At 34.8% G+C, this 20,017-nt stretch carries 17 protein-coding genes; 5 read left to right on the plus strand and 12 right to left on the minus strand.

From position 1 onward, the window contains the following. Positions 1 to 57 precede the first annotated feature (57 nt). Entirely contained in the window at positions 58 to 423 is a 366-nt protein-coding gene (locus H7K77_RS14015; protein WP_186578482.1) for a winged helix-turn-helix transcriptional regulator, read from the minus strand. Positions 424 to 572: 149 nt separating this feature from the next. On the opposite strand from H7K77_RS14015, the gene hxlA reads away from it, so the two are divergent. Both hxlA and hxlB read left to right on the plus strand, forming a co-directional pair. After that, positions 573 to 1,214 (plus strand): 3-hexulose-6-phosphate synthase, encoded by a 642-nt coding sequence (hxlA, locus tag H7K77_RS14020; protein ID WP_186578483.1) that lies wholly within the window; start codon positions 573 to 575, stop codon positions 1,212 to 1,214. A 15-nt stretch (positions 1,215 to 1,229) separates the two neighbouring features. After that, positions 1,230 to 1,787 (plus strand): 6-phospho-3-hexuloisomerase, encoded by a 558-nt coding sequence (gene hxlB, locus H7K77_RS14025; RefSeq protein ID WP_186578484.1) that lies wholly within the window; start codon positions 1,230 to 1,232, stop codon positions 1,785 to 1,787. Positions 1,788 to 2,119: 332 nt separating this feature from the next. Here the strand turns inward: hxlB and H7K77_RS14030 are convergent, their stop codons facing one another. The 3 genes from H7K77_RS14030 to betB form a co-directional block, all read right to left on the minus strand. Next, positions 2,120 to 2,545 (minus strand): Spx/MgsR family RNA polymerase-binding regulatory protein, encoded by a 426-nt coding sequence (locus H7K77_RS14030; RefSeq protein ID WP_186578485.1) that lies wholly within the window; start codon positions 2,543 to 2,545, stop codon positions 2,120 to 2,122. Positions 2,546 to 3,160: 615 nt separating this feature from the next. After that, the gene (locus H7K77_RS14035) at positions 3,161 to 3,331 is read right to left on the minus strand and encodes a hypothetical protein (RefSeq protein ID WP_186578486.1); all 171 of its coding nucleotides are present in this window, start codon (positions 3,329 to 3,331) and stop codon (positions 3,161 to 3,163) included. 348 nt (positions 3,332 to 3,679) lie between these two features. Further along, positions 3,680 to 5,152: a betaine-aldehyde dehydrogenase gene (betB, locus tag H7K77_RS14040; protein WP_186578487.1), complete on the minus strand. Its 1,473-nt coding sequence runs from the start codon at positions 5,150 to 5,152 to the stop codon at positions 3,680 to 3,682. Positions 5,153 to 5,441: 289 nt separating this feature from the next. On the opposite strand from betB, the gene cudC reads away from it, so the two are divergent. Both cudC and H7K77_RS14050 read left to right on the plus strand, forming a co-directional pair. Then, positions 5,442 to 5,993 carry a choline uptake/conversion transcriptional regulator CudC gene (gene cudC, locus H7K77_RS14045; RefSeq protein WP_186578488.1) on the plus strand — a complete coding sequence of 184 codons (552 nt, stop codon included), beginning with the start codon at positions 5,442 to 5,444 and terminating at the stop codon, positions 5,991 to 5,993. Between the two features lie 180 nt (positions 5,994 to 6,173). Next, entirely contained in the window at positions 6,174 to 7,073 is a 900-nt protein-coding gene (locus H7K77_RS14050; protein WP_186578489.1) for a glycine betaine ABC transporter substrate-binding protein, read from the plus strand. A 183-nt stretch (positions 7,074 to 7,256) separates the two neighbouring features. On the opposite strand, the gene H7K77_RS14055 is transcribed toward H7K77_RS14050, so the two are convergent. The 4 genes from H7K77_RS14055 to H7K77_RS14070 form a co-directional block, all read right to left on the minus strand. Next, complete coding sequence (locus H7K77_RS14055) at positions 7,257 to 7,394, minus strand: DUF2071 domain-containing protein (RefSeq protein WP_186578490.1); 138 nt, start codon at positions 7,392 to 7,394, stop codon at positions 7,257 to 7,259. A 353-nt stretch (positions 7,395 to 7,747) separates the two neighbouring features. Then, positions 7,748 to 9,433 (minus strand): choline dehydrogenase, encoded by a 1,686-nt coding sequence (gene betA / locus H7K77_RS14060; protein ID WP_186578491.1) that lies wholly within the window; start codon positions 9,431 to 9,433, stop codon positions 7,748 to 7,750. A 1,274-nt stretch (positions 9,434 to 10,707) separates the two neighbouring features. Then, positions 10,708 to 11,211: an RNA polymerase sigma factor gene (locus H7K77_RS14065; RefSeq protein ID WP_186578492.1), complete on the minus strand. Its 504-nt coding sequence runs from the start codon at positions 11,209 to 11,211 to the stop codon at positions 10,708 to 10,710. 433 nt (positions 11,212 to 11,644) lie between these two features. Then, positions 11,645 to 13,864, minus strand: a complete 2,220-nt coding sequence (locus tag H7K77_RS14070) for an MMPL family transporter (protein WP_186578493.1) — start codon at positions 13,862 to 13,864, stop codon at positions 11,645 to 11,647. 455 nt (positions 13,865 to 14,319) lie between these two features. Between H7K77_RS14070 and H7K77_RS14075 the strand changes: the two genes are divergently transcribed. Then, positions 14,320 to 15,615, plus strand: a complete 1,296-nt coding sequence (locus H7K77_RS14075) for a methyl-accepting chemotaxis protein (protein ID WP_186578494.1) — start codon at positions 14,320 to 14,322, stop codon at positions 15,613 to 15,615. 277 nt (positions 15,616 to 15,892) lie between these two features. On the opposite strand, the gene H7K77_RS14080 is transcribed toward H7K77_RS14075, so the two are convergent. The 4 genes from H7K77_RS14080 to H7K77_RS14095 form a co-directional block, all read right to left on the minus strand. Continuing rightward, positions 15,893 to 16,861 (minus strand): Gfo/Idh/MocA family protein, encoded by a 969-nt coding sequence (locus tag H7K77_RS14080; protein ID WP_186578495.1) that lies wholly within the window; start codon positions 16,859 to 16,861, stop codon positions 15,893 to 15,895. A 277-nt stretch (positions 16,862 to 17,138) separates the two neighbouring features. Next, positions 17,139 to 17,537 carry a hypothetical protein gene (locus tag H7K77_RS14085; RefSeq protein WP_186578496.1) on the minus strand — a complete coding sequence of 133 codons (399 nt, stop codon included), beginning with the start codon at positions 17,535 to 17,537 and terminating at the stop codon, positions 17,139 to 17,141. 96 nt (positions 17,538 to 17,633) lie between these two features. Then, positions 17,634 to 18,317, minus strand: a complete 684-nt coding sequence (locus tag H7K77_RS14090; RefSeq protein ID WP_186578497.1) for a response regulator transcription factor — start codon at positions 18,315 to 18,317, stop codon at positions 17,634 to 17,636. A 486-nt stretch (positions 18,318 to 18,803) separates the two neighbouring features. Next, on the minus strand, positions 18,804 to 19,847 hold the full coding sequence (locus tag H7K77_RS14095; RefSeq protein ID WP_186578498.1) for a HAMP domain-containing sensor histidine kinase: 1,044 nt from the start codon (positions 19,845 to 19,847) through the stop codon (positions 18,804 to 18,806). Between the last annotated feature and the right edge of the window lie 170 nt (positions 19,848 to 20,017).

Consider the following 20,017-nt stretch of genomic DNA (forward strand, 5'->3'; position numbering starts at 1 on the left):
TCTTACATAAACATTAAATTTCATTGCTTTGTATTGCCTAGTATTCTCTTAATTATGTTATTTAATAGATTCTTCAGTAAAGGTTGTGTGCGCTAAGTATTTCTCTCGATATTTCTTTCCCCAATCATACATGGACTCAAGAATAGGCATTAGAGTCTGCCCTTGATCTGTAAGGGAGTATTCTACTTTAGGAGGTACAACAGGATATACTTCTCGGTGGACAATTAAATCTTCTTCAAGTTCTCTTAATTGATTAACTAACATACGTTGCGTAATTCCTGGGATTAATGACTTTAATTGATTAAAGCGAAGCGTGCCAACCTTACCTAAATGCCACATAATTAACATCTTCCATTTCCCACCAATAACATTTAACGTTAGTTCTTTTTCACAATTAAATACTTTCTCATCAAAACGACTCATTATGTCCTCCTTTTAGCACTTACCCCATTAGACAGTATACTTTTATACACTATATGACTTTAAAGTGCGTACTTTTTTTTTTGAACAATTCAAATATAATGGAAACCGTACAATAGTTCAAACAACACAATTTTAAGGAGGAATAGGATATGAAATTACAACTAGCATTAGATTTAGTGAATGTAGAAGAAGCAAAGCAAGTTGTAGGTGAAGTTCAAGACCATATTGATATTGTTGAGATTGGTACTCCTGTCATAATTAATGAAGGGCTTCATGCCGTCAAAGCAATAAAAGAAGCCTTTCCTTCCCTAACTGTATTAGCTGACCTAAAAGTTATGGATGCTGGTGGCTATGAAGTAATGAAGGCTTCTGAAGCTGGTGCTGGAATCGTAACTATTCTTGGTGCAACTGATGATGCAACAATTAAAGGTGCTGTTGAAGAAGCTGCAAAACACGGAACACAAATCTTAGTAGATATGATTAACGTAAAAGACATTGAACAACGTGCCAAAGAAATTGATGCTCTTGGAGTTGATTATATTTGTGTACATACTGGATATGACCTTCAAGCAGCTGGAGAAAACTCCTTTGAGCAATTGCGCACAATTAAACGCGTTGTTTCCAATACAAAAACTGCTGTAGCTGGTGGAATTAAACTAGAAACATTACCTGAAGTAATTGCAGCAGGACCTGACCTAGTTATTGTTGGGGGCGGAATCACAGGTAAAGATGATAAAAAAGCTGTTGCAGCTGAAATGGAAAAACTAATCAAAGATGCAACTTTAGTTTAATAGGATTGATATTCTATGGAGACTTCTTATTATCTGTCAAAAGTAATAGAAGAATTAACGAATTCTGTTCAATACATTGCTGACGCTGATGCTGAAAATCTAGTTAAAGCAATTAGCTCTTCAAATAAAGTGTTTGTTGCAGGTGCGGGTCGATCAGGATTGATGGCGAAGTCCTTCGCCATGAGAATGATGCACATGGGAATAGATTCTTATGTAGTTGGTGAAACAGTTACGGCTAATATCGCCGAAAATGATTTACTCGTTATCGCTTCAGGTTCAGGTGAAACACAAAGCTTAGTTTCCATGGCAAATAAAGCAAAAGGTTTCGGGGCTAAAGTAGCTGTTATAACAATTAATCCTGAATCCACAATCGGAGAGCTAGCGGATATAGTTGTAAAAATGCCTGGTTCTCCTAAAAACCAAGAAACGAGTGAATACAAAACCATTCAACCAATGGCTTCACTTTTTGAACAAACTTTGTTACTATTTTTTGATTCCATCATTTTGAGGTATATGGAATTAAAAGGACTAAACACCGATTCCATGTTCAGTAGGCATGCTAATCTGGAATAGTAGTTTTTTTTAAACAGAAAGGTATTTTTACCTTTCTGTTTAAAATTCCCAATACATTATTTTGAACTGAATATTTCAGGTTCATAATCAGACTGGTCATCGAGATTCACTCCCTAGAATTAATACCATATTCTAGCTCAATCACATTCCAAAGTGTTACTGCTTTCGGATGCTATTATTTTGGGTCATATTAATATTTTGAAATCTGTTACCTTCTATTTATTAAGGATCAACCTTCTAATGTATACTTTTAGCGTATTTCAACATCGAAAATATTGATAGACGTAAAAAAGGTTATGAATCTACAATCTTATCTATATTGATTTTTCCCTCTAAATTTTAGAATGTTTGACTTCCAATTGACCAATGTGTTTCATTCTCCATTTTAAACGAGATTTCTTCGGAATAAATTTTCGAATATCTGTTTCACTATAGCCTACCTGGATTCTCTTATCATCTACAATAATAGGACTCTTAAGTAATCTTGGATGCTTATGGATTAGCTCGAGAAATGTATGTAAAGGTAGTTCATCTAAGTCATCATATAAACTTCTTGATACCTCTTTATATATTTTTGACCTACTAGAAACAATGCCTTCTGTCCCCTCATCTGCCAAACGTAGAATATCCTGTAGTTCACAAACAGAAAGTGGTTTTTTTATTATATTCCTTTCAACAAAGAGTATCTCGTTCCTTTCGAACCACAGTCTTGCCTTTTTCATTGAGCTACTTTCCACTCCAAAAATTTTAACACACATTCACAAAATCCCCCTATATTTCAATAATTAGCAAAATCAGGTTATCATTTCCATAAACATCCTATTCAAATATATTTCCCCTAATAAATCCCCATTCTTTTTATTCATTAACACTCTCCTTTAGGGTTGAAGCATCCCCTCTAAATATAACCACAAAGCAATTGAACACTTACGCTATTTGGAAGTTAAGACATATAGACATTACTAAATTTTCTGCTTATACTTTAGAAGTTTTAACTATTTTTGAACAAGTTACAATAGATCTAAATTTCCTGTACTTTTGACTTGAGAAGCAAAATGCTCCAATAATTATGTGAAGTATAGAAGGTAAAATAAATAATAAGAGTTCTTTTACAGGTGAAAACATCTCCCCAATCCCCTTTGAGCTACGGAGAGAAGCATTGTTACACCTGCCAAAAATGTAGAATTGCGCATATCCCTATTACAAATCTGCCTCTTGATTTAATAAACTGCCTAAACTGATATTCTTTTATAAGAACGTAAGGTATAGTTTTCATTAAAGATCACCTTTACATCAACCGAACTTACATTGAACTCATAAGTATTCAGAGCAAATTTATACTTTATTAAAACTATCCTTAATTAGTTTATTGATTAAAAAATAGTAGTCGTGGCACACTCATAGGCTAGGAAAAATGTCGACAGTTCAAATTTCATTTTAAAATCATTTAAAGTTAATATCTTATAAATTTCCAATCCTTTTAGAGCCTCTTCAATCTTCACTTCTGACGTGACTCCTTTAATATCCAAATACAGTTCATTCATTAATAACACTCCAATTTCCATTTAGATAAAAGGCATGTTTAGATTTAATAAATTTAGAACCTTTCACAAAGTTATTACATAATCCCCTTTTTCCTTATCACTATTTTAGCGAATATATGTTTACGAGTTGTCAGAGAAATGTTAACGAGATATTAATTCTAATAGATACGGACAAAAGTAGACGTTAAAGGCAGAACCCATTAAGTTATTCCTGAAAGAATAATTATTATTAACACAAAAAAGCCAGAACCTAAATTGGCCCTAGCTTTTCAAAAGTAGCAATTTATTTAATTATTATTAGGTAATTACACGAAAAAACATTAAACTATTGGAATTTATTGTTAATAATTAGAACCAATTGATAGACTCTGGTTTAAGGTTATGAAAAATATGCTTTGTTTCTGTATATTCTTCTATCCCTAGTTTTCCTAGTTCACGTCCAATACCAGACTGTTTAAATCCACCCCATGGCGCATGTGGGAAATACAGGTTAAATTCATTAATCCAAACCGTTCCCATGCGCATCTTGGCTACACAACGTTCTGCTTTTACAATATCGTTTGTCCAAACACCACCAGCAAGTCCGTAGATAGAGTCGTTGGCAAGCCTTACTGCTTCCGCTTCTGTTCGGAACTTTTCAACTGTGATAACAGGTCCAAACGCTTCATCCTGAACAATGTTCATGTCTGTCGTGCAGTCTGTAAAAATAGTAGGTAAGTAGAAAAAACCTTTTTGTAGTTCTGGATCTTCAGGACGGCTACCACCAATTGCTAATGTCGCCCCTTCTTTAACACCCATTTCAACATATTTTTCTACTTTTGCTAGGTGCTCAGCTGAAATAAGTGGACCCATTTGTGTGTCTTCTTCAAATCCACTTCCCAACTTAAACTTTTTCACTCGCTCAACAAGTGCACTAACAAACTCATCATGAATGCTTTCTTCCACAATCAGTCTAGTACCAGCTGAACAGATTTGTCCTGCATGGAAGAATACCCCGTTTAACGCTTGATCCACAGCTATCTCAAAATCTGCATCCGCAAAGATAATGTTAGGATTTTTCCCACCAAGTTCTAATGCGAGTTTTTTTACATTAATACTTGCTGCTTGCATAATTTTCTTTCCAGTAACAATTCCACCTGTAAACGAAATAAGATCTACATCGATGTTACTAGATAGCTCTGCACCAACTGTAGTACCAGAACCGAGTACTAGGTTAGCAACACCAGCAGGGACTCCTGCCTCTTCCATTAATTCGAATACTTTAATTGTTGTAAGTGGTGTAATTTCACTTGGCTTCATAATTAATGTATTACCAGTAGCCAGTGCTGGAGCTAGTTTCCAAGATGCTTGTAGTAGTGGATAATTCCATGGTGTAATTTGGCCACAAACCCCAACAGGTTCGCGAACTACTCTACTGATAGAGTTTGGTACTGGAGAATCAATTAGTTCACCGCCATCTTTATCTGCAATCTCAGCATAATAACGAAATACACCAGCAATATCGTCCATGTCTCCACGGCTTTCTTCTACTGTTTTACCTGTATCTAAAGATTCTAATCTAGCAAGCTCTTCCTTATCTCTTTCTATTAATTCAGCTATTTTTCTTACTATATTCCCTCGTTCTGTTGCAGGTGTATCCGACCATTCTCCGTTATCAAATGCTTCTCTCGCTGCAGCAATTGCTGCCTTTGCATCTGACTCATCCCCTTCTGGAACAGTGGCAATAACCTCCTGGTTAAATGGATTTATAATATCACGTGTATTACCTGATATCGCATCCACCCATTTACCATTAATATATTGTTGTTGTTTTAGACCCAAATCTATCAACTCCAGTTTTTAAATAAATTAAATTTGTTAAAAATTTATTTAACGTTTAGAAAATCGTAACATTTCTATTTACGACTGTCAAAGATTTAAATACACTTAAAAGTTTAGAAAGATTTTAAATCCAGTAGAACACTTGTAAATACTAGGTTTTAACCCTCTTTCAAGCTATTAAAATCACAAATTCCATTTGACATTTAACCTGAACACGGTATCATAAAGTTTGTAAAGAAGATTTAAAAAATATTTAACACGCTTAACTTTATGTTAAAGGAGCGACTTTATGAGTGAATCTACTGAAAAGTCCAGAAATAAAATAGAAGATGCCAAAGATAAAGTCATCGGGGCCATTGCTGAGACAATGGATTTATATGGTGTAACACCAGCTGCCGCAAATTTATATGCCACGATGTATTTTAAAGATCAAATGACTCTTGATGAAATGCGTACGGAGCTCGGAATGAGTAAACCGAGTATGAGTACGAGTGTCCGCAAGCTCCAAGAAATAGAAATGGTCAAGAAAACATTTACACGTGGTTCTAGAAAACACACCTATGTAGCAGAGAAAAACTTCTTTCGATCCTTTATGGTGTTTTATTGTCAAATGTGGGAACGAGAAGTAAAAATGAACATGGAAGCAATTGAAGAAGCACAAGAGGATTTTATAAATGTTATTAAAGATTCTACAAGCACACCAGAAGTTGTCGCAGAGGCAAAAAAATTCTATGACCAATTAGAAGAATCTAAAACATACTATCACTGGTTAGAACACTTAGTTGCGAGTATAAGAAGTGGCAAGATATTTGAATTTTTACCTAAAGATCAGCAAGATTAAAAGAACAGAAGATATTAGGTAGTTAATAGAATGAACACTATTGACTACCTAGTATAAATATTTGTTTTACTCATCTCTTTTAAAATAGAGATTAATTAGTTTTGTATTATTGTTAAAAATATTCTTAATACATTTAACGCAGAATATTTTATATAAAAAAACAAAGGGGAGTTTTTTTAAGTGAACAAATGGAAAAAAGAACTTAGTCTAATTTTAGTACTACTATTGGTTGCAGTACTGACAGCGTGTGGGAGCACTAGTGATGAGTCAGGCACTGAACAAACAAGTGCAGAAACAAAAGCCAGTGATAAAGAATTAACGATAGGTCAGATTAACTGGGCCGAAAATATTGCAGTAACAAATATGTGGAAAGCAATACTAGAAGAAAAAGGATATAACGTAAAACTTAGCGTTTTAAACATGGGTACTACAATGAAAGCTTTAGAAAGCGGCGAGCTAGACGCTAGTTTAGAAATATGGTTACCTGTACAAGATGCAAACTATTTAGAAACGTATCAAGATAGTGTCAACTTCTCAGAAGAAACCTGGTTTGATAACGCGAAAGTAGGTTTAGTTGTCCCAACCTATTTAGAAGAAGTGAATAGTGTGGAAGACTTAAATGAGCATAAGGATTTATTTGAGGGCGAAATTGTAGGATTTGATCCCGGCGCTGGTACAATGGAAGTAACGGAACAATTAATCAAAGACTATAACCTTGACTTTGAGCTATTAACTAGTTCTGAACCAGCAATGTTGGCTGAGATTGGAAAGGCTGTAAAAAATGAAGAACCGATCGTGGCACCGCTCTGGAGCCCACATTGGGTATTTTCTAAATACGACCTAAAATTCCTAGAAGATCCGCAAAACACATTCGGTGGTGTAGAGAAAATTCACCATGCTACAAGACATGGATTTGAGGATGATTACCCAGAAGTAAATGAATGGTTTAAAAATTGGAAGATGGATGACCAGCAAATTGGGCAGCTTATCGATTATGTCGAAAGTGCCGAGGTTCCTCTTGACGGAGCAAAGAAATGGATTGAAGAGAATGAAGAATTGATTGGCGAATGGGTAAAATAAGACATAGGAAATAGTAGAAAAAAACTAGAAGTTAGTCTCTTATTTGGGAGACTAGCTTCTTTTGTATTTATAAATTACTACTAGCAGCATTTAAACTAAAAAAATAAACTCCTTGTTTCGCATTTTTTTGTATGTTCGAACATTTATTTCAGGAAAACTTGAAGTAAGTGGTATTTTCATAAGTTATCTTACACGGATATTCCTCATTTCAAACGGGGACGACAGCAAGCCAGGCATCCCATCGTACGTATCGCTTTCTAAAGATTCTGGTATATAAGGTCTTATTAAAACTATATCAATCATCCAATGTGCAAGAAGCAAATGCTCCCTGTATGTTTCCTAATAAACAAGGGTTTCCTAGGAATCGACCAAGGACGATGACTATAATTCATTGAAATAACCTCCAAAATGGAATCGATAATAGTACATCTGACAACAGTCCAACTACCAAATAAAGGACTTTGACAAATTTCTCCTAGAATATAAAATGCAATACCTGCTAATAACCCCTTCCTTCCGCTTTAACCTTACCATAAAGAAACAATTTTCACTTCATACAGATAGGTAAGGGGTTAATACTTGTCATTAACTTAAGCTATTCCTAACATAAGGAAGGCACTCTTTCATTTTGGAAAGAGTGCCTTCTAAGAGAAAATAATATTATAGTATTATGTTTAAGCTTTTACTGTGCCTGCGTCGGCTGGATGTACTCCATGACGATAATAGTCGGCATTAATAGGCTCTAGCGGTTTGCGCCCAAGAATTAAGTCCGCTGCCTTTTCCGCCAACATCAACACTGGTGCATGGATATTACCGTTAGTGACATAAGGCATAGCTGAAGCATCAACCACACGCACATTTTCGAGCCCATGGACCTTCATTGTTTGCGGATCTACAACAGACAATGGATCTGAAGCTGGCCCCATCTTTGCGGTACAACTTGGGTGAAGTGCAGTCTCAGCGTCTTTTGCCACCCAATCCAAAATTTCTTCGTCTGTACGAACGGAAGGACCCGGTGAGATTTCTCCAGAATTATAAGGTGCCATAGCTGGCTGAGACATGATTTCACGAGAAACCTTAATTGCTTCAACCCATTCACGTCGGTCCTGTTCCGTTGAAAGATAGTTGTAAACCATGCTCGGATGTTCCTTAGGATCTTTCGAACGAATCTTTAATGACCCTCGAGCATCAGAGTACATAGGTCCTACGTGTACCTGGAATCCGTGTTTAGTAGCTGCTTTTTGTCCATCGTACCGTACCGCTACCGGAAGGAAGTGGAACATCAAATTTGGATAGTCAACGTCCTCGTTTGAACGAACAAAACCTCCACCTTCAAAATGGTTTGTTGCAGCTGGACCTTTACGTCCAAGCAACCATTGCAAACCAATCCACGGCATCCGAGCTTTATTTAAGCTAGGCTGCTGTGAAACCGGTAGTGGACACGAGTATTGAATGTAGGTTTCAAGATGATCTTGAAGGTTTTCCCCTACACCAGGAAGATCAACTACTGGTTTGATACCAAGTGAACGCAAGTGTTCAGCATCACCCACACCTGAAAGTTGAAGTAGCTGTGGCGTATTGATTGCACCACCTGCAAGTATTACTTCGCCTGCTGCAACATGATGAGTCTTTCCATTTCGTTGATATGTCACACCACTTGCACGGGTACCATTGAAATCTATACTTATAACAAAAGCACGAGTTTGTACCGTAAGATTCTGACGTTCCATATTAGGATGCAGATATGCACGTGAAGGGCCAAACCTTCTACCTTTGTACACATGCTTATCAAATGGTCCAAATCCTTCTTGTCGAAAACCGTTTACATCTGGAGTGCGTGAGTAACCGGCCTCGACAGCTGCGTCAAAGAAGGCTTGAAATAAAGGATTAGTAGCTGGTCCACGTTCTAATTTTAAAGGACCATCATGACCACGAAGCTCATCACCTGGTTCAGAAGCTAATGCATTTTCCATGCGTTTGAAATACGGCAGACAGTGTGCAAAGTCCCACGTTTCCATGCCTGGGTCAGCTCCCCAACGTTCATAGTCCAATGGATTACCGCGTTGAAAAATCATACCGTTGATTGAGCCCGAACCGCCGAGCACCTTTCCACGGGCATGTTTGATACGTCGACCATTCATATATGGTTCAGGGTCAGATTCATATCTCCAGTCGTAAAGACTTTTTCCTGCAGGGAAAGGTAAAGCTGCTGGCATTTGGATTAATAAATCCCATGAAAAATCCTTACGTCCAGCCTCTAACACAAGAACACTGCGTTTCCCATCTGCACTTAGACGATCACCAAGTACAGAACCAGCACTACCGCCACCAACAATTACATAATCATACGATTGCTTCATTTTCCAACCCTCCCTTCGTATTTAATATTGAATGCAGAGATCATTTGTATAGTAAAATCATTCATTATAATTTCCCCCTTAGTTATTTAAATCAGTTAGTAGATTAGTAGTTATATAAGATAGGATATTTTACACATTTCAGTCGTTTAGGATTTTGGTACCAAATAGATACTCATTCTATGTACTCCACCAAGCAGATTTGCCTTATATAAGAGTGTTCATCTATCCAAGATTTTGAAAAATATCGGTGATGTCCATCGTTGTTTCTGAACCGTCCACAACCAATTCTAAGTTGAGTCTTTTTACTCTTTGTTAAATTAATTAAATTTTTATTTAACATTTTTAACACACTTAATATATCATATAGTATTTTTTTTGTAAACTGGCGTCCATAATCTTTTAGATATTTTTGATAATAGTTGTAGGTACAATATTATATGTATCTAGTGGTTGAATTTATAATTAACCATTTGAATCTTAATAATTATAACTACAATTAGGAATGGAGGATTCCCTTGCAAGTTGTGTTAATCAGAAGGTTAGTTACACTCGATCCTTAGAAGAATGATCTGATCTGGCAGTCATTAATCCTAAAAATCATGATATGGAAGGTGATTTTACCATGAAAAGGTTTGAGGAATTAACATATAAGGAAACCTTGTCTACAATTATTAACAATATTCCAGGAGGCATACCAATCATTGAAAAAAACAAAAAAGGCTTCAAAAAATTAAAATATCCTTGAGAAGCCTTTTACTAAAGTTATTTTTGGGATAGGCATGGCTTATTACATCATGAAGCCCGCATATAATAAAGAAATAATTAAAAATACATTCTTAAATTCCTGTTAAATCAACATTTCTTTTCAATAGCTAAATTATTGCAAGCAGAGATTTTGGAAGGTATTAATTGGCACTATAGTGGTTTTAAACTCTTAACGAATCCAGAGGAACAACTCTATACGGTGTTTATGTTGCCTTAATATCATAAACGCTTTAAAATAAGAATACTTTTGAGGACAATTTATGCATGAACTTTATGGAAAGTAATAGAAATCGGTACAGAATTAACTATATAAATATAGAAATGCATTGCTAGTATTAGCCCAATCACTGCCTATCAAGGTAGTAATGGTATTATTACCAAATTAATTAGATGAAACAATCTATCACAAACAAACGACCATAGTGATTCATATAATCTTGCGGATAATCATAAGGGCTACATTAGCTATTCCCCAATCTGATATGAATATTTCAACATTTTGTACTACTCTAATTATTATGTTGTTCATCCTCTATTAATTGTTTCTCTAACTTACACGTAGCTCTTGAGAGAGTGGTTTTCACCTTACTATCTGACCAATTCAGTTTTTCCCCTGCTTCATTAGTTGTATAATCCTTAAATCTACGCAATGTAATAACTTGCCTATAAGAAAGTTTTAATTTAGAAAATGAAATCATGAAATCCATGGTGCTTTCCATTGCAGGGTCTGGATGCCATAATGAATATGAATTCATTTTCACTCGCTGCAGACATACATTTAATTTGTTCTGTTTGCGTATATAATCAACAGCTACATTGTGTGCAATGGCATATAACCATGTCAATATATTTGAGTCTTTCTTGAACGTATCCATCTTTCTATACGCCTTAAGAAAAGTTTCATGCATGAGATCCTCTGCTTGATGATAATCTTTCAAAACTCTTGTGAGATAGTATAAAATATTTTTATTGAAATTCACATATATATCCTCAAAAATTTCCTTGTTTGTCATAATAGTTCACTCCTTACTAATCCTACTAGAAAGGGAAAATTCCAATATCGTAGCTTATTTAAAAAGTATTCGTATTCATCACCTGACATTCATTTAGGTAAATAAGAAGAATTAATTACTAATACAACACAAAAGTATTAAAACAATAAATGCCCAATGCAGGTAGATTTCCTTTATTATATTAATTTCTAAAATAATATTTTAGTAATAGGTAGGGATAACTTAAAATTATTATAGCTGCTGTTAACGTCAGGAGCACCAAAGAATAATTTGAGTCCTTTATCACCCAAATAACGACATAAACTCCAATCAATAGGTATAAGAAAATAGCGAATATCAAATACAATTAACACGCCTCTCCCTTGGTATATTTTGTTATAATGTAAGGAAATGGCTGCAATTAGCCATTTCCTTACCCCTATACTGCATTTCTTTACTTTTCATTCAAGTCTAAGTTGTACATAACTTTTCTTGAACCTCTTACTTTAGGTTGTGCCACCTCTTTCATAATTTCCTCACCTTCGATATCGAATTTCGGGAGAATCTTATCTAACCATTTTGGGAAGTACCAAGAAGCTTTCCCCATTAATGTCATCACAGCAGGTACAATCGTCATTCTGACAATAAAGGCATCAAATAGTACTCCAAATGCTAATCCCAATCCCATTTGCTTAATCGTAGGATCATGGGAGAAGATAAAGCCTGAAAATACAACTACCATAATTAAACCTGCTGCTGTTACAACCGCACCATTCTCTTTCATACCTACAAGAATTGCTTTTTTAGCATCACCAGTATGAAGGTATTCTTCTCTAATCCGACTTACTAGGAATACTTCATAGTCCATGGAAAGGCCAAACAAAATACCTATACATAGAACTGGTAATAGGAATAGTACTGATGTAGAGCCTGGAAAACCGAACACATCAATTAAGTTGCCGTCTTGTACAACAAACACCGTAAAACCAAGTGTCGCAGCAATCGAAAGCACAAAACCAAGAACAGCTTTTAATGGTACAAGAAGAGATCGGAATACTACCATCATGAGTACAAATGCAAACACAACAATTAGTGTCGCAAAAGTCGGTAAAGCATCCATGATGTGTTCAGTAACATCAATGTTAACAGCTGTAGAACCAGTAACCATTAGATTAATACCGTTTGCATCAGATAGATCTCTTATTTCTCTAACTACATCTTTTGTTTCTTGATCATTCGGTCCACCCTCCGGTGTTACATTTATTAAGAACATATCACCATCTTTGTTTGGCATTGTCGGAGAGGTGCTTGCGACATGATCTAAATCACTAATTTTGTTGGATAACGTTTCTAGTTTATCTTTTGTTGCATTTTTATCATTAGCAGGATCTGCAATAACAACTAATGATGCATGGTAACCCTCTCCATATGCTTCTGTTAATAAATCATAACCTTCTCTCTCAGCAAACTCATACGGTTTACTCCCATCGTTTGGGAGTCCAAGATTTAAGTGGAAAAATGGAATGGACATCACTACTAATGCAGTAATACCTAATATTGAAATAACCAATGGATGATTGGTGACAAATTTACCCCATTTATTCGTATTAGCATCCGTTTTTTTATTAGTACGATTAATTTTCTGTAAAAATTTATTTCCTTTTTCTACCCTAAGTCTGTGACCCACTAACCCTAGGATAGCTGGTACAACTAGAACTGCTACAATAATGGAAAATAAAACGACTACAGCTGTAGCAATACCCATTGATGTTATAAACGGAATATTAACAACAGAAAGTCCTAGTAGTGCTATCATAACTGTAATTCCAGCGAAGACTACGGCACTACCTGCAGTAGCGTTTGCTATTGCAATCGAATCTCTAACGGAAAATCCTTTTTTTAATTGTTGCTTGAATCTAGAGATGATAAATAAGGCATAATCAATTCCAACTGCTAAGCCCAGCATCCCTGCTAAAGTAAGAGAAACAGAAGATATATCAAAATAATTTGTTCCAATTAATATTAATAGAATACCTATTCCCAAACCGATAATCGCTGTAAGTATTGGCATTCCTGCAACAATGAAAGATGCAAAAGTGATAGTCAAAATGACATAGGCGACAATAACACCTATAATTTCACCAGGACCTCCACCAGCTTGTGTTTTTTCGAATTCTACGCTTCCTGCTAATCCTGTCTGAATACCTTGATCACGAGTGATCTCCAAGCTTCTTTCCACTATATCTTTTGATGTTTGAGATACATCTTCAGCTGGGGTTTTGTATGTTACGATAGCATATCCGATTTGCTTTTCCGAATTAATATTACCAACTTCCGCTGGTGTAGCAACCGATTTGACCGCATCATCTTTCTTAATTTCATTAAGTAATTCATTGATAACAGCTTTGTTTTCTTCTGAATCTAAGGCTTCATTATCTTGAGCCTTCATAACAATGTCGACTTCGCCTAAACTTTCACCACTTGAAAATTCCTTATTTAATACTTTTAAAGCCTCTTCTGATTCAGTACCTGGCATAGATGTTCCTTCACTAAAGGACATACCTTGAATTCCAACAATTCCACCCAAAATCGCACTAAAAAGAATAAAGGCAACTAACACCTTCTTACTATTAGCCCCTGCCCACTTACCTAGTTTAAATAATAACTTAGCCATTAATTCTACCCCTTTCTAAGATAACTTTTTTCTTTCAGTACATTTACGTAATGTCACTAATGCTACGATTACAGCTATCAAGCTAGTTATCAATTTACCTAACTTCTTCATGCTTTTCTCCCTTCATAGTAGAAACCTTTATTCTGACATTGTTTCTTTCGATGGATTCATTATTTCAAAAACATGTTTATAAGATGTAAGAAAAATGTTTGTGAAATGTTAAATGTTTAAGAAATGTACTACATGTATCCCAATCTTCCAATTCATAAGCGATTAAGTAATCTAAAAAAATTAGGCGAAACCAACAGTGAATAACCCCCTTTTTTGAAAAAAAGAAGGGGGGTGGTTTGTAAACATAAAAAGTCTGCTTGGCAAGAGAGTATCCGCTACAGTTTTTAATGATTTTGTCGATAAATATACTATAAAATAGAATGGAATGAGGATGTCATATGGATATGAAAAAAAAGAAGGGTTTCAAAATACAAAGTAGTTTAATTGTAAAAGTTATTTTAGGAGTAGTTATAGGTTTAATGATTACTTCGCTAATCTCAGAGGTAATCATTAAGGAATATTTAGCCAATTTCATACATGGTACTGTTGGGCTTATTATAAGTAACCTCGTTTCTTTTCTTATTACTACCATCGTTATTGTTTTACTTGTAAGAATTTTAGTAATAAATAGAATTAATAAAATAGCAGTCGCATTACAACAAGCATCACAAGGGGATCTAACCGTTCAAGTTCATGACCGATCCAATGACGAAATAGGGCGTTTAATAACATCCTTTAATGAAATGACAAATAACTTAAATTCACTAATTAAAAAAGCCAATGATACAACGACACATACTTCGGCCCATTCTGAGGAGTTAAAAAGTAGTACAGAACAATCAAGTGAATCAGTCAACCAAATTTCTAGTGCTATTCAAGAAATTGCCTCTAGTTCAGAAAAGCAAGTAAATAAAATTTTGGACTTAGAACAATTAGCACAATTAGTCGCTGATGAAATGGGTAACGTCACAGCTTCAATTCAATCTGTTTATCAGCTATCAAATGAAACGAATAATCAAGCAAATTCGGGAATTGAGTTAATAGAGGGAACCATTTCTAAGATGGATTTAATACAGACATCTGTTAAAGAATCGTCCGCAATCATTAATGCACTTGGTGAGAAATCAAAGGAAATTAGTAAAATTGTCTCTCTTATTACATCAATAGCTGAACAAACCAATCTTCTGGCCTTAAATGCTTCCATTGAAGCTGCTCGAGCTGGTGAAGCTGGTAAAGGATTTGCTGTGGTAGCTGATGAGGTTCGCAAATTGGCAGAAGAGTCCAGCGAAGCGGCCGGAAATATTAGTAAACTGATAACTGAAATCCAAAAGGAAACTGTTAATGCTGTAAGTTCAATTAAAAATGGAACAACAGTAGTTGAGGAAGGCACTAATATTATGAACAAAAGTGGTGAAGCCTTTAAGCATATTGTAGAATATGTTCACCAGATCAGTGACCAGTCAAAAATGGTCAATAGTAGGTCGTTAGAGGTGAATGAAAAAGCTAAAACGACTATAGAAATCATTAGAGTTATCACTAGTGATACAGCACAAATATCATCTAGTGTACAAAATGTAGCTGCATCAGTTGAAGAACAATCAGCTTCAAATGAAGAAATTTCTTCTTCTGCAGAACAGCTAAATAAAGTTGCTTTTGGGCTTAAAAATGAAATGAATAAGTTTACATTAAATAACAATTAACATAAAATTACTATTTTCTGAAATATGATGATATACACATCACTACACAAAATGAAATGAAAAATAGCAATCAACTACTTTATTTTTTTAAAAAAGATTCTCATAAGTTCAGTCCACTTATGAGAATCCTGCATTAATATTCTCAATGTTAGCATTTCACTCTCACCTCACTTAAATAACCATCCTCCTGATAACAAGGACTAATGCAATATTTTAAATAATCATTTTAAAAAAGAGAGAAGGATTCGCAGAAAGTTGCAAAAATTATCCTTTTTCTTTAGGCTCCATCATTTTTGTAATAGACCCCAAATTGCTTTCTACACTCGTCCATTATTTCCATTATTTCAAGACTATCTTTATGCTGTACCTCTTCACTTTCTAATTTTCCTAGCCTAATATCCTGAGCCACCTTATTAAATTGATAGGTATAACTACTACCATCCGTTTTATAGACAAACTTTTTCCCATCGGATGTTATAACTGCTTTGTTACCAGAAAAAAAATTAGGCACCTTGATTTTCCCATTATTTCCTATTATATTTGTCTGAATCATACTATATTTAAAGATGGAAGTTGATATATTACTTACTGAATCATTTTTATTAATTAGTCTAATTTCATCATCACCATCCACACCAAATTTGTTTAATTTCGTTTTGGCATCAATAGCTGATGGCTTTCCTAATAACATATGACTGTATGTTATAGGGTAAACTCCTAAATCAAGTAAAGCTCCCCCTCCTAACTCAGGTCTATTAACCCTTTTTCTTCTTGGAGACCAAACACAAAAACTAGCATCCAACTCTAAAATATCCCCTATATTCCCTGCTTTAACATATTCGTTTATAAATTTAGCTAATGGATTAAATTTCATCCACATTGCTTCCCCTATATACAAGTTGTGTTTAGTTCCGTATTCTAACAGCATCTTTAATTCTTTTGTATTTACTGTAATTGGTTTTTCAATTAAGACAGGCTTTTGGCATTTCAAGGCCAGCAATGCATTGTTAAAGTGTGCCGTGTGTGGTGTCGCTATGTAAACACCTTCTACCCCTTGCGCTTGTATAGCATCTTCCATTCTTTCAAATGCTAAACAATTGTATTTCTTAGCAAATTTATCTGAATTTTCTTTGTGTTTAGACCAGACTGATATGATCTTATGGTCACCTTTAGCAAGTATTTGATTAGCAGTTTTTTGTGCTATACTTCCACTTCCAATATATGCCCATCCAAATCGTTTATCCAATTTATATCATCCCCTATCTTCCTTCCAAGTTTACTACCTCATTATCAATTCGATATTATTGATAAACTCCCCTAAAGTGTAACTTGATCTGTCCCTGTGTTTTTAAGTGCTTTATCCTTAATCGAGTAAACAGCAAAAGTGAGATAAGCAGATATTTATCGATTAAATACTGAAATTGAGCTCGTTAAAGAGGGGATTTTAAAGAGGAAGTTCCCGCTTATGAAAGGAATTTTCACCATTTATATTGAGTTAGCTGTTTCAGCCCTGATTCCGCGTATTAAATTTCCTCTAATAACTCATTGCTTAATGTAATTACCTCCAATGAATATTTTTCTTTTCTTTTTTTTAGCAATGCCTTATAACATGGATTTGCGAGCAAAATCATTACAACTCCAGGTATTGCGGTAATAATCCCTGCTATTTCATGACTTAATGCCATATATAAGCTTAACCCACCACCAAAAACCAAAGTGCCAACTACACCAATAATCCAAGATATAATAATGGGAGTTTTTTTAACCTTGTTGTCCAACGCTTTCAATCGCTCCAATTTATCGCTGGTCCCATCTTCCTCTAAATACTGGTTACGGATCAGTTCTACCTCTCTACGAATTTTCTGCTTTTCACTCGCATGATAAGTGAAGCTATACCCACCATTCCCCTTATTTTCATCCATTTTTCACCCCTCCATATCCTCCGCGATTTCTATCCTCTTTTATTGTTTTTTTCGATACATACTTATTCACGTTTCTACTTAACTCTTGGGGCATATCTATTTGTTTTCTTCATGTAGTACTGCTTTATATCCAAGTCCATGAACCGTAACGATTTCAAATGCTTTGCATGCTTTAAATTTACTGCGAAGCTTAGTAATGTAAACATCAACCGATCTAGGGTCTGTTTCTGTCTCATATCCCCAAAACTCATCCATTAAATGTGCTCGTGTAAATGTTTTCTTTGGATAAGAGAGAAGTTTATATAATACATGAAACTCTCTTACTGTTACCTGAACCTCTTCCCCATCTAGATACGTGGTCATCTCATCCACATCCAATACCAAATCTCCTACTGTGAGTTTCCTTTCATTCACAATATTTGCTCGTCGGATTAAAGCCTCCACACGCATAATTAATTCGTCCAATTCAAGAGGTTTTACCATGTAATCATCAATTCCTAACCTGAATCCTTTTCGCTTCGAGGATATGTCATCTAGAGCTGACATAAAAAGAATAGGTATTGTATTATTTAGTTTTCGGACCGAACTTGCAAGTTCAAATCCATCAATCTCTGGCATCATAATATCAGAAATAATCATATCTACCATTTGTTCTGATAGTTGTGCTAATGCATCATTTGCATTCAAACAACTAATGACAGAATATCCGTGATCACTTAGATGTTTGCATACCACTTTATTTAAATTATCGTTATCTTCTACAACCAATATCTTATTCACTGTCTAACTCCTTTTTTAGATTTCAGTATATCATGGATATATTAATAAATTGTTAACATGAAGTACCATGACGCACTTATTCCATTAATGTCATGACAGCTTGTCACAATGGCATTCTTACAATAACAATACACCGAAGGCTAGGTAATATAGATGATATTTGCACTAGAGCTGTCTTGATGTCATTATGGACGAAACATATTTATAAGAAGTGAACGAATTATTAACGGAATATTTAAATGTTAACAAAGTGTATTTAAAAGCTGCTTCTTAGATAGATTAGGCTGACTAAATATGGTTGAAAAGGGTCTTGGTCGATGGAATGTACAAACGATAGATACCATTAGCTTAAGCAGCCATCAAGATTTTGGACTTAATACTATAATTGTGTACATGCCAATTTGTAATTTCATAAACAATAAAAAAAACAGACGCTTGGATCAATATCCAGCATTCTGTTTTGCTAATTTATAATTCTAATAATGACTATTTCTTAATTTCCACTATAAAAGTACTTCCTATACCTAGTCTACTTTCAACAGAAATATCACCCGCTAAAATGTCAACAACCCTTTTTACCATGGCAAGTCCTAAACCATTACCTTCCTTCGCGTGGGATGTATCTCCTTGATAAAACTTATCAAAGATATGCAATCCGGTTGTTTTATCAATTCCACAGCCTGTGTCCTGAACTTTCACTTCTATTGAATCTATTTTATTTTTTAGTGTGATTGTTATTTCTCCACCTGGATCAGTAAACTTAATTGCATTGGAAATAAGGTTATTCCATACAATTTCTAAAAGGTTTTCATCACAAGATACAATTGCATCCTCAATGTCAGCTGTAATATTTAAATTCTTTTCATTCCATACCTCTTCATATGAAAGCAGACTGCGTCTCAACTGCTCACTAATGTTGTATTCCTCTACTTTTGGATAAATCTCTTGATTCTCAAGTTTATTTAATTTCAGAATATTTGTTACTAAACCTGATAACCTTTTTGTTGCATCTGAAATAGTCTGCGCATATTCAATTCTGTTTTCATCCGACAGTGATTCATTTTGCTGTAACGTCGCATAGTTTTGAATAATAGCAAGCGGTGTCTTGATCTCATGGGTAACATTGGATATGAAGTCTGTTTTCAATGTCTCTACCTTTGCAAGTTCATCTGACATCTTGTTGATACCTGCAATAATTTCATCAAATTCATTCATTCTTTTTGTATGATGAGTAGCGACCTGGGTTCCAAATTCTCCCTTTGATATCTTCTCTACTGCCCCTAAAATTTTACGTACAGGCTTTTCTATCGTAAATTTCCTCCGAACTGCATCAAACACACTAAATATTATGCTTATAAATAGCAGATTTCCGAAAAGAAATACTTCCACTAGAATATCGTAGGAATCCATAATATTTACATACAAAGCAATATTGACTGAACCAACCAAAAACGTTAAGAAGAAAAAAATTAAAATATTGTTGAATGAGAACAAACTATACTTCCCTTTTTCTTTTGTAACCTTCCGCATACTTATCCTCATCCCTTTATTACTTTTTCATATGTTCTGCTTATTTTTCTTTATGAAAAGCTACCTCATTTATAAAAAAAGTGTAATGTCACGGTTTTCGTACTGTCTTAATTATAAGGCTACGGCTTAAAGTATAACCGGATAAACTTAACCTAGTGTTTAAATTCTCA

Source organism: Aquibacillus kalidii (assembly GCF_014280935.1).
In the GTDB taxonomy this organism is placed as follows: Bacteria; Bacillota; Bacilli; order Bacillales; family Amphibacillaceae; genus Aquibacillus_D; species Aquibacillus_D kalidii.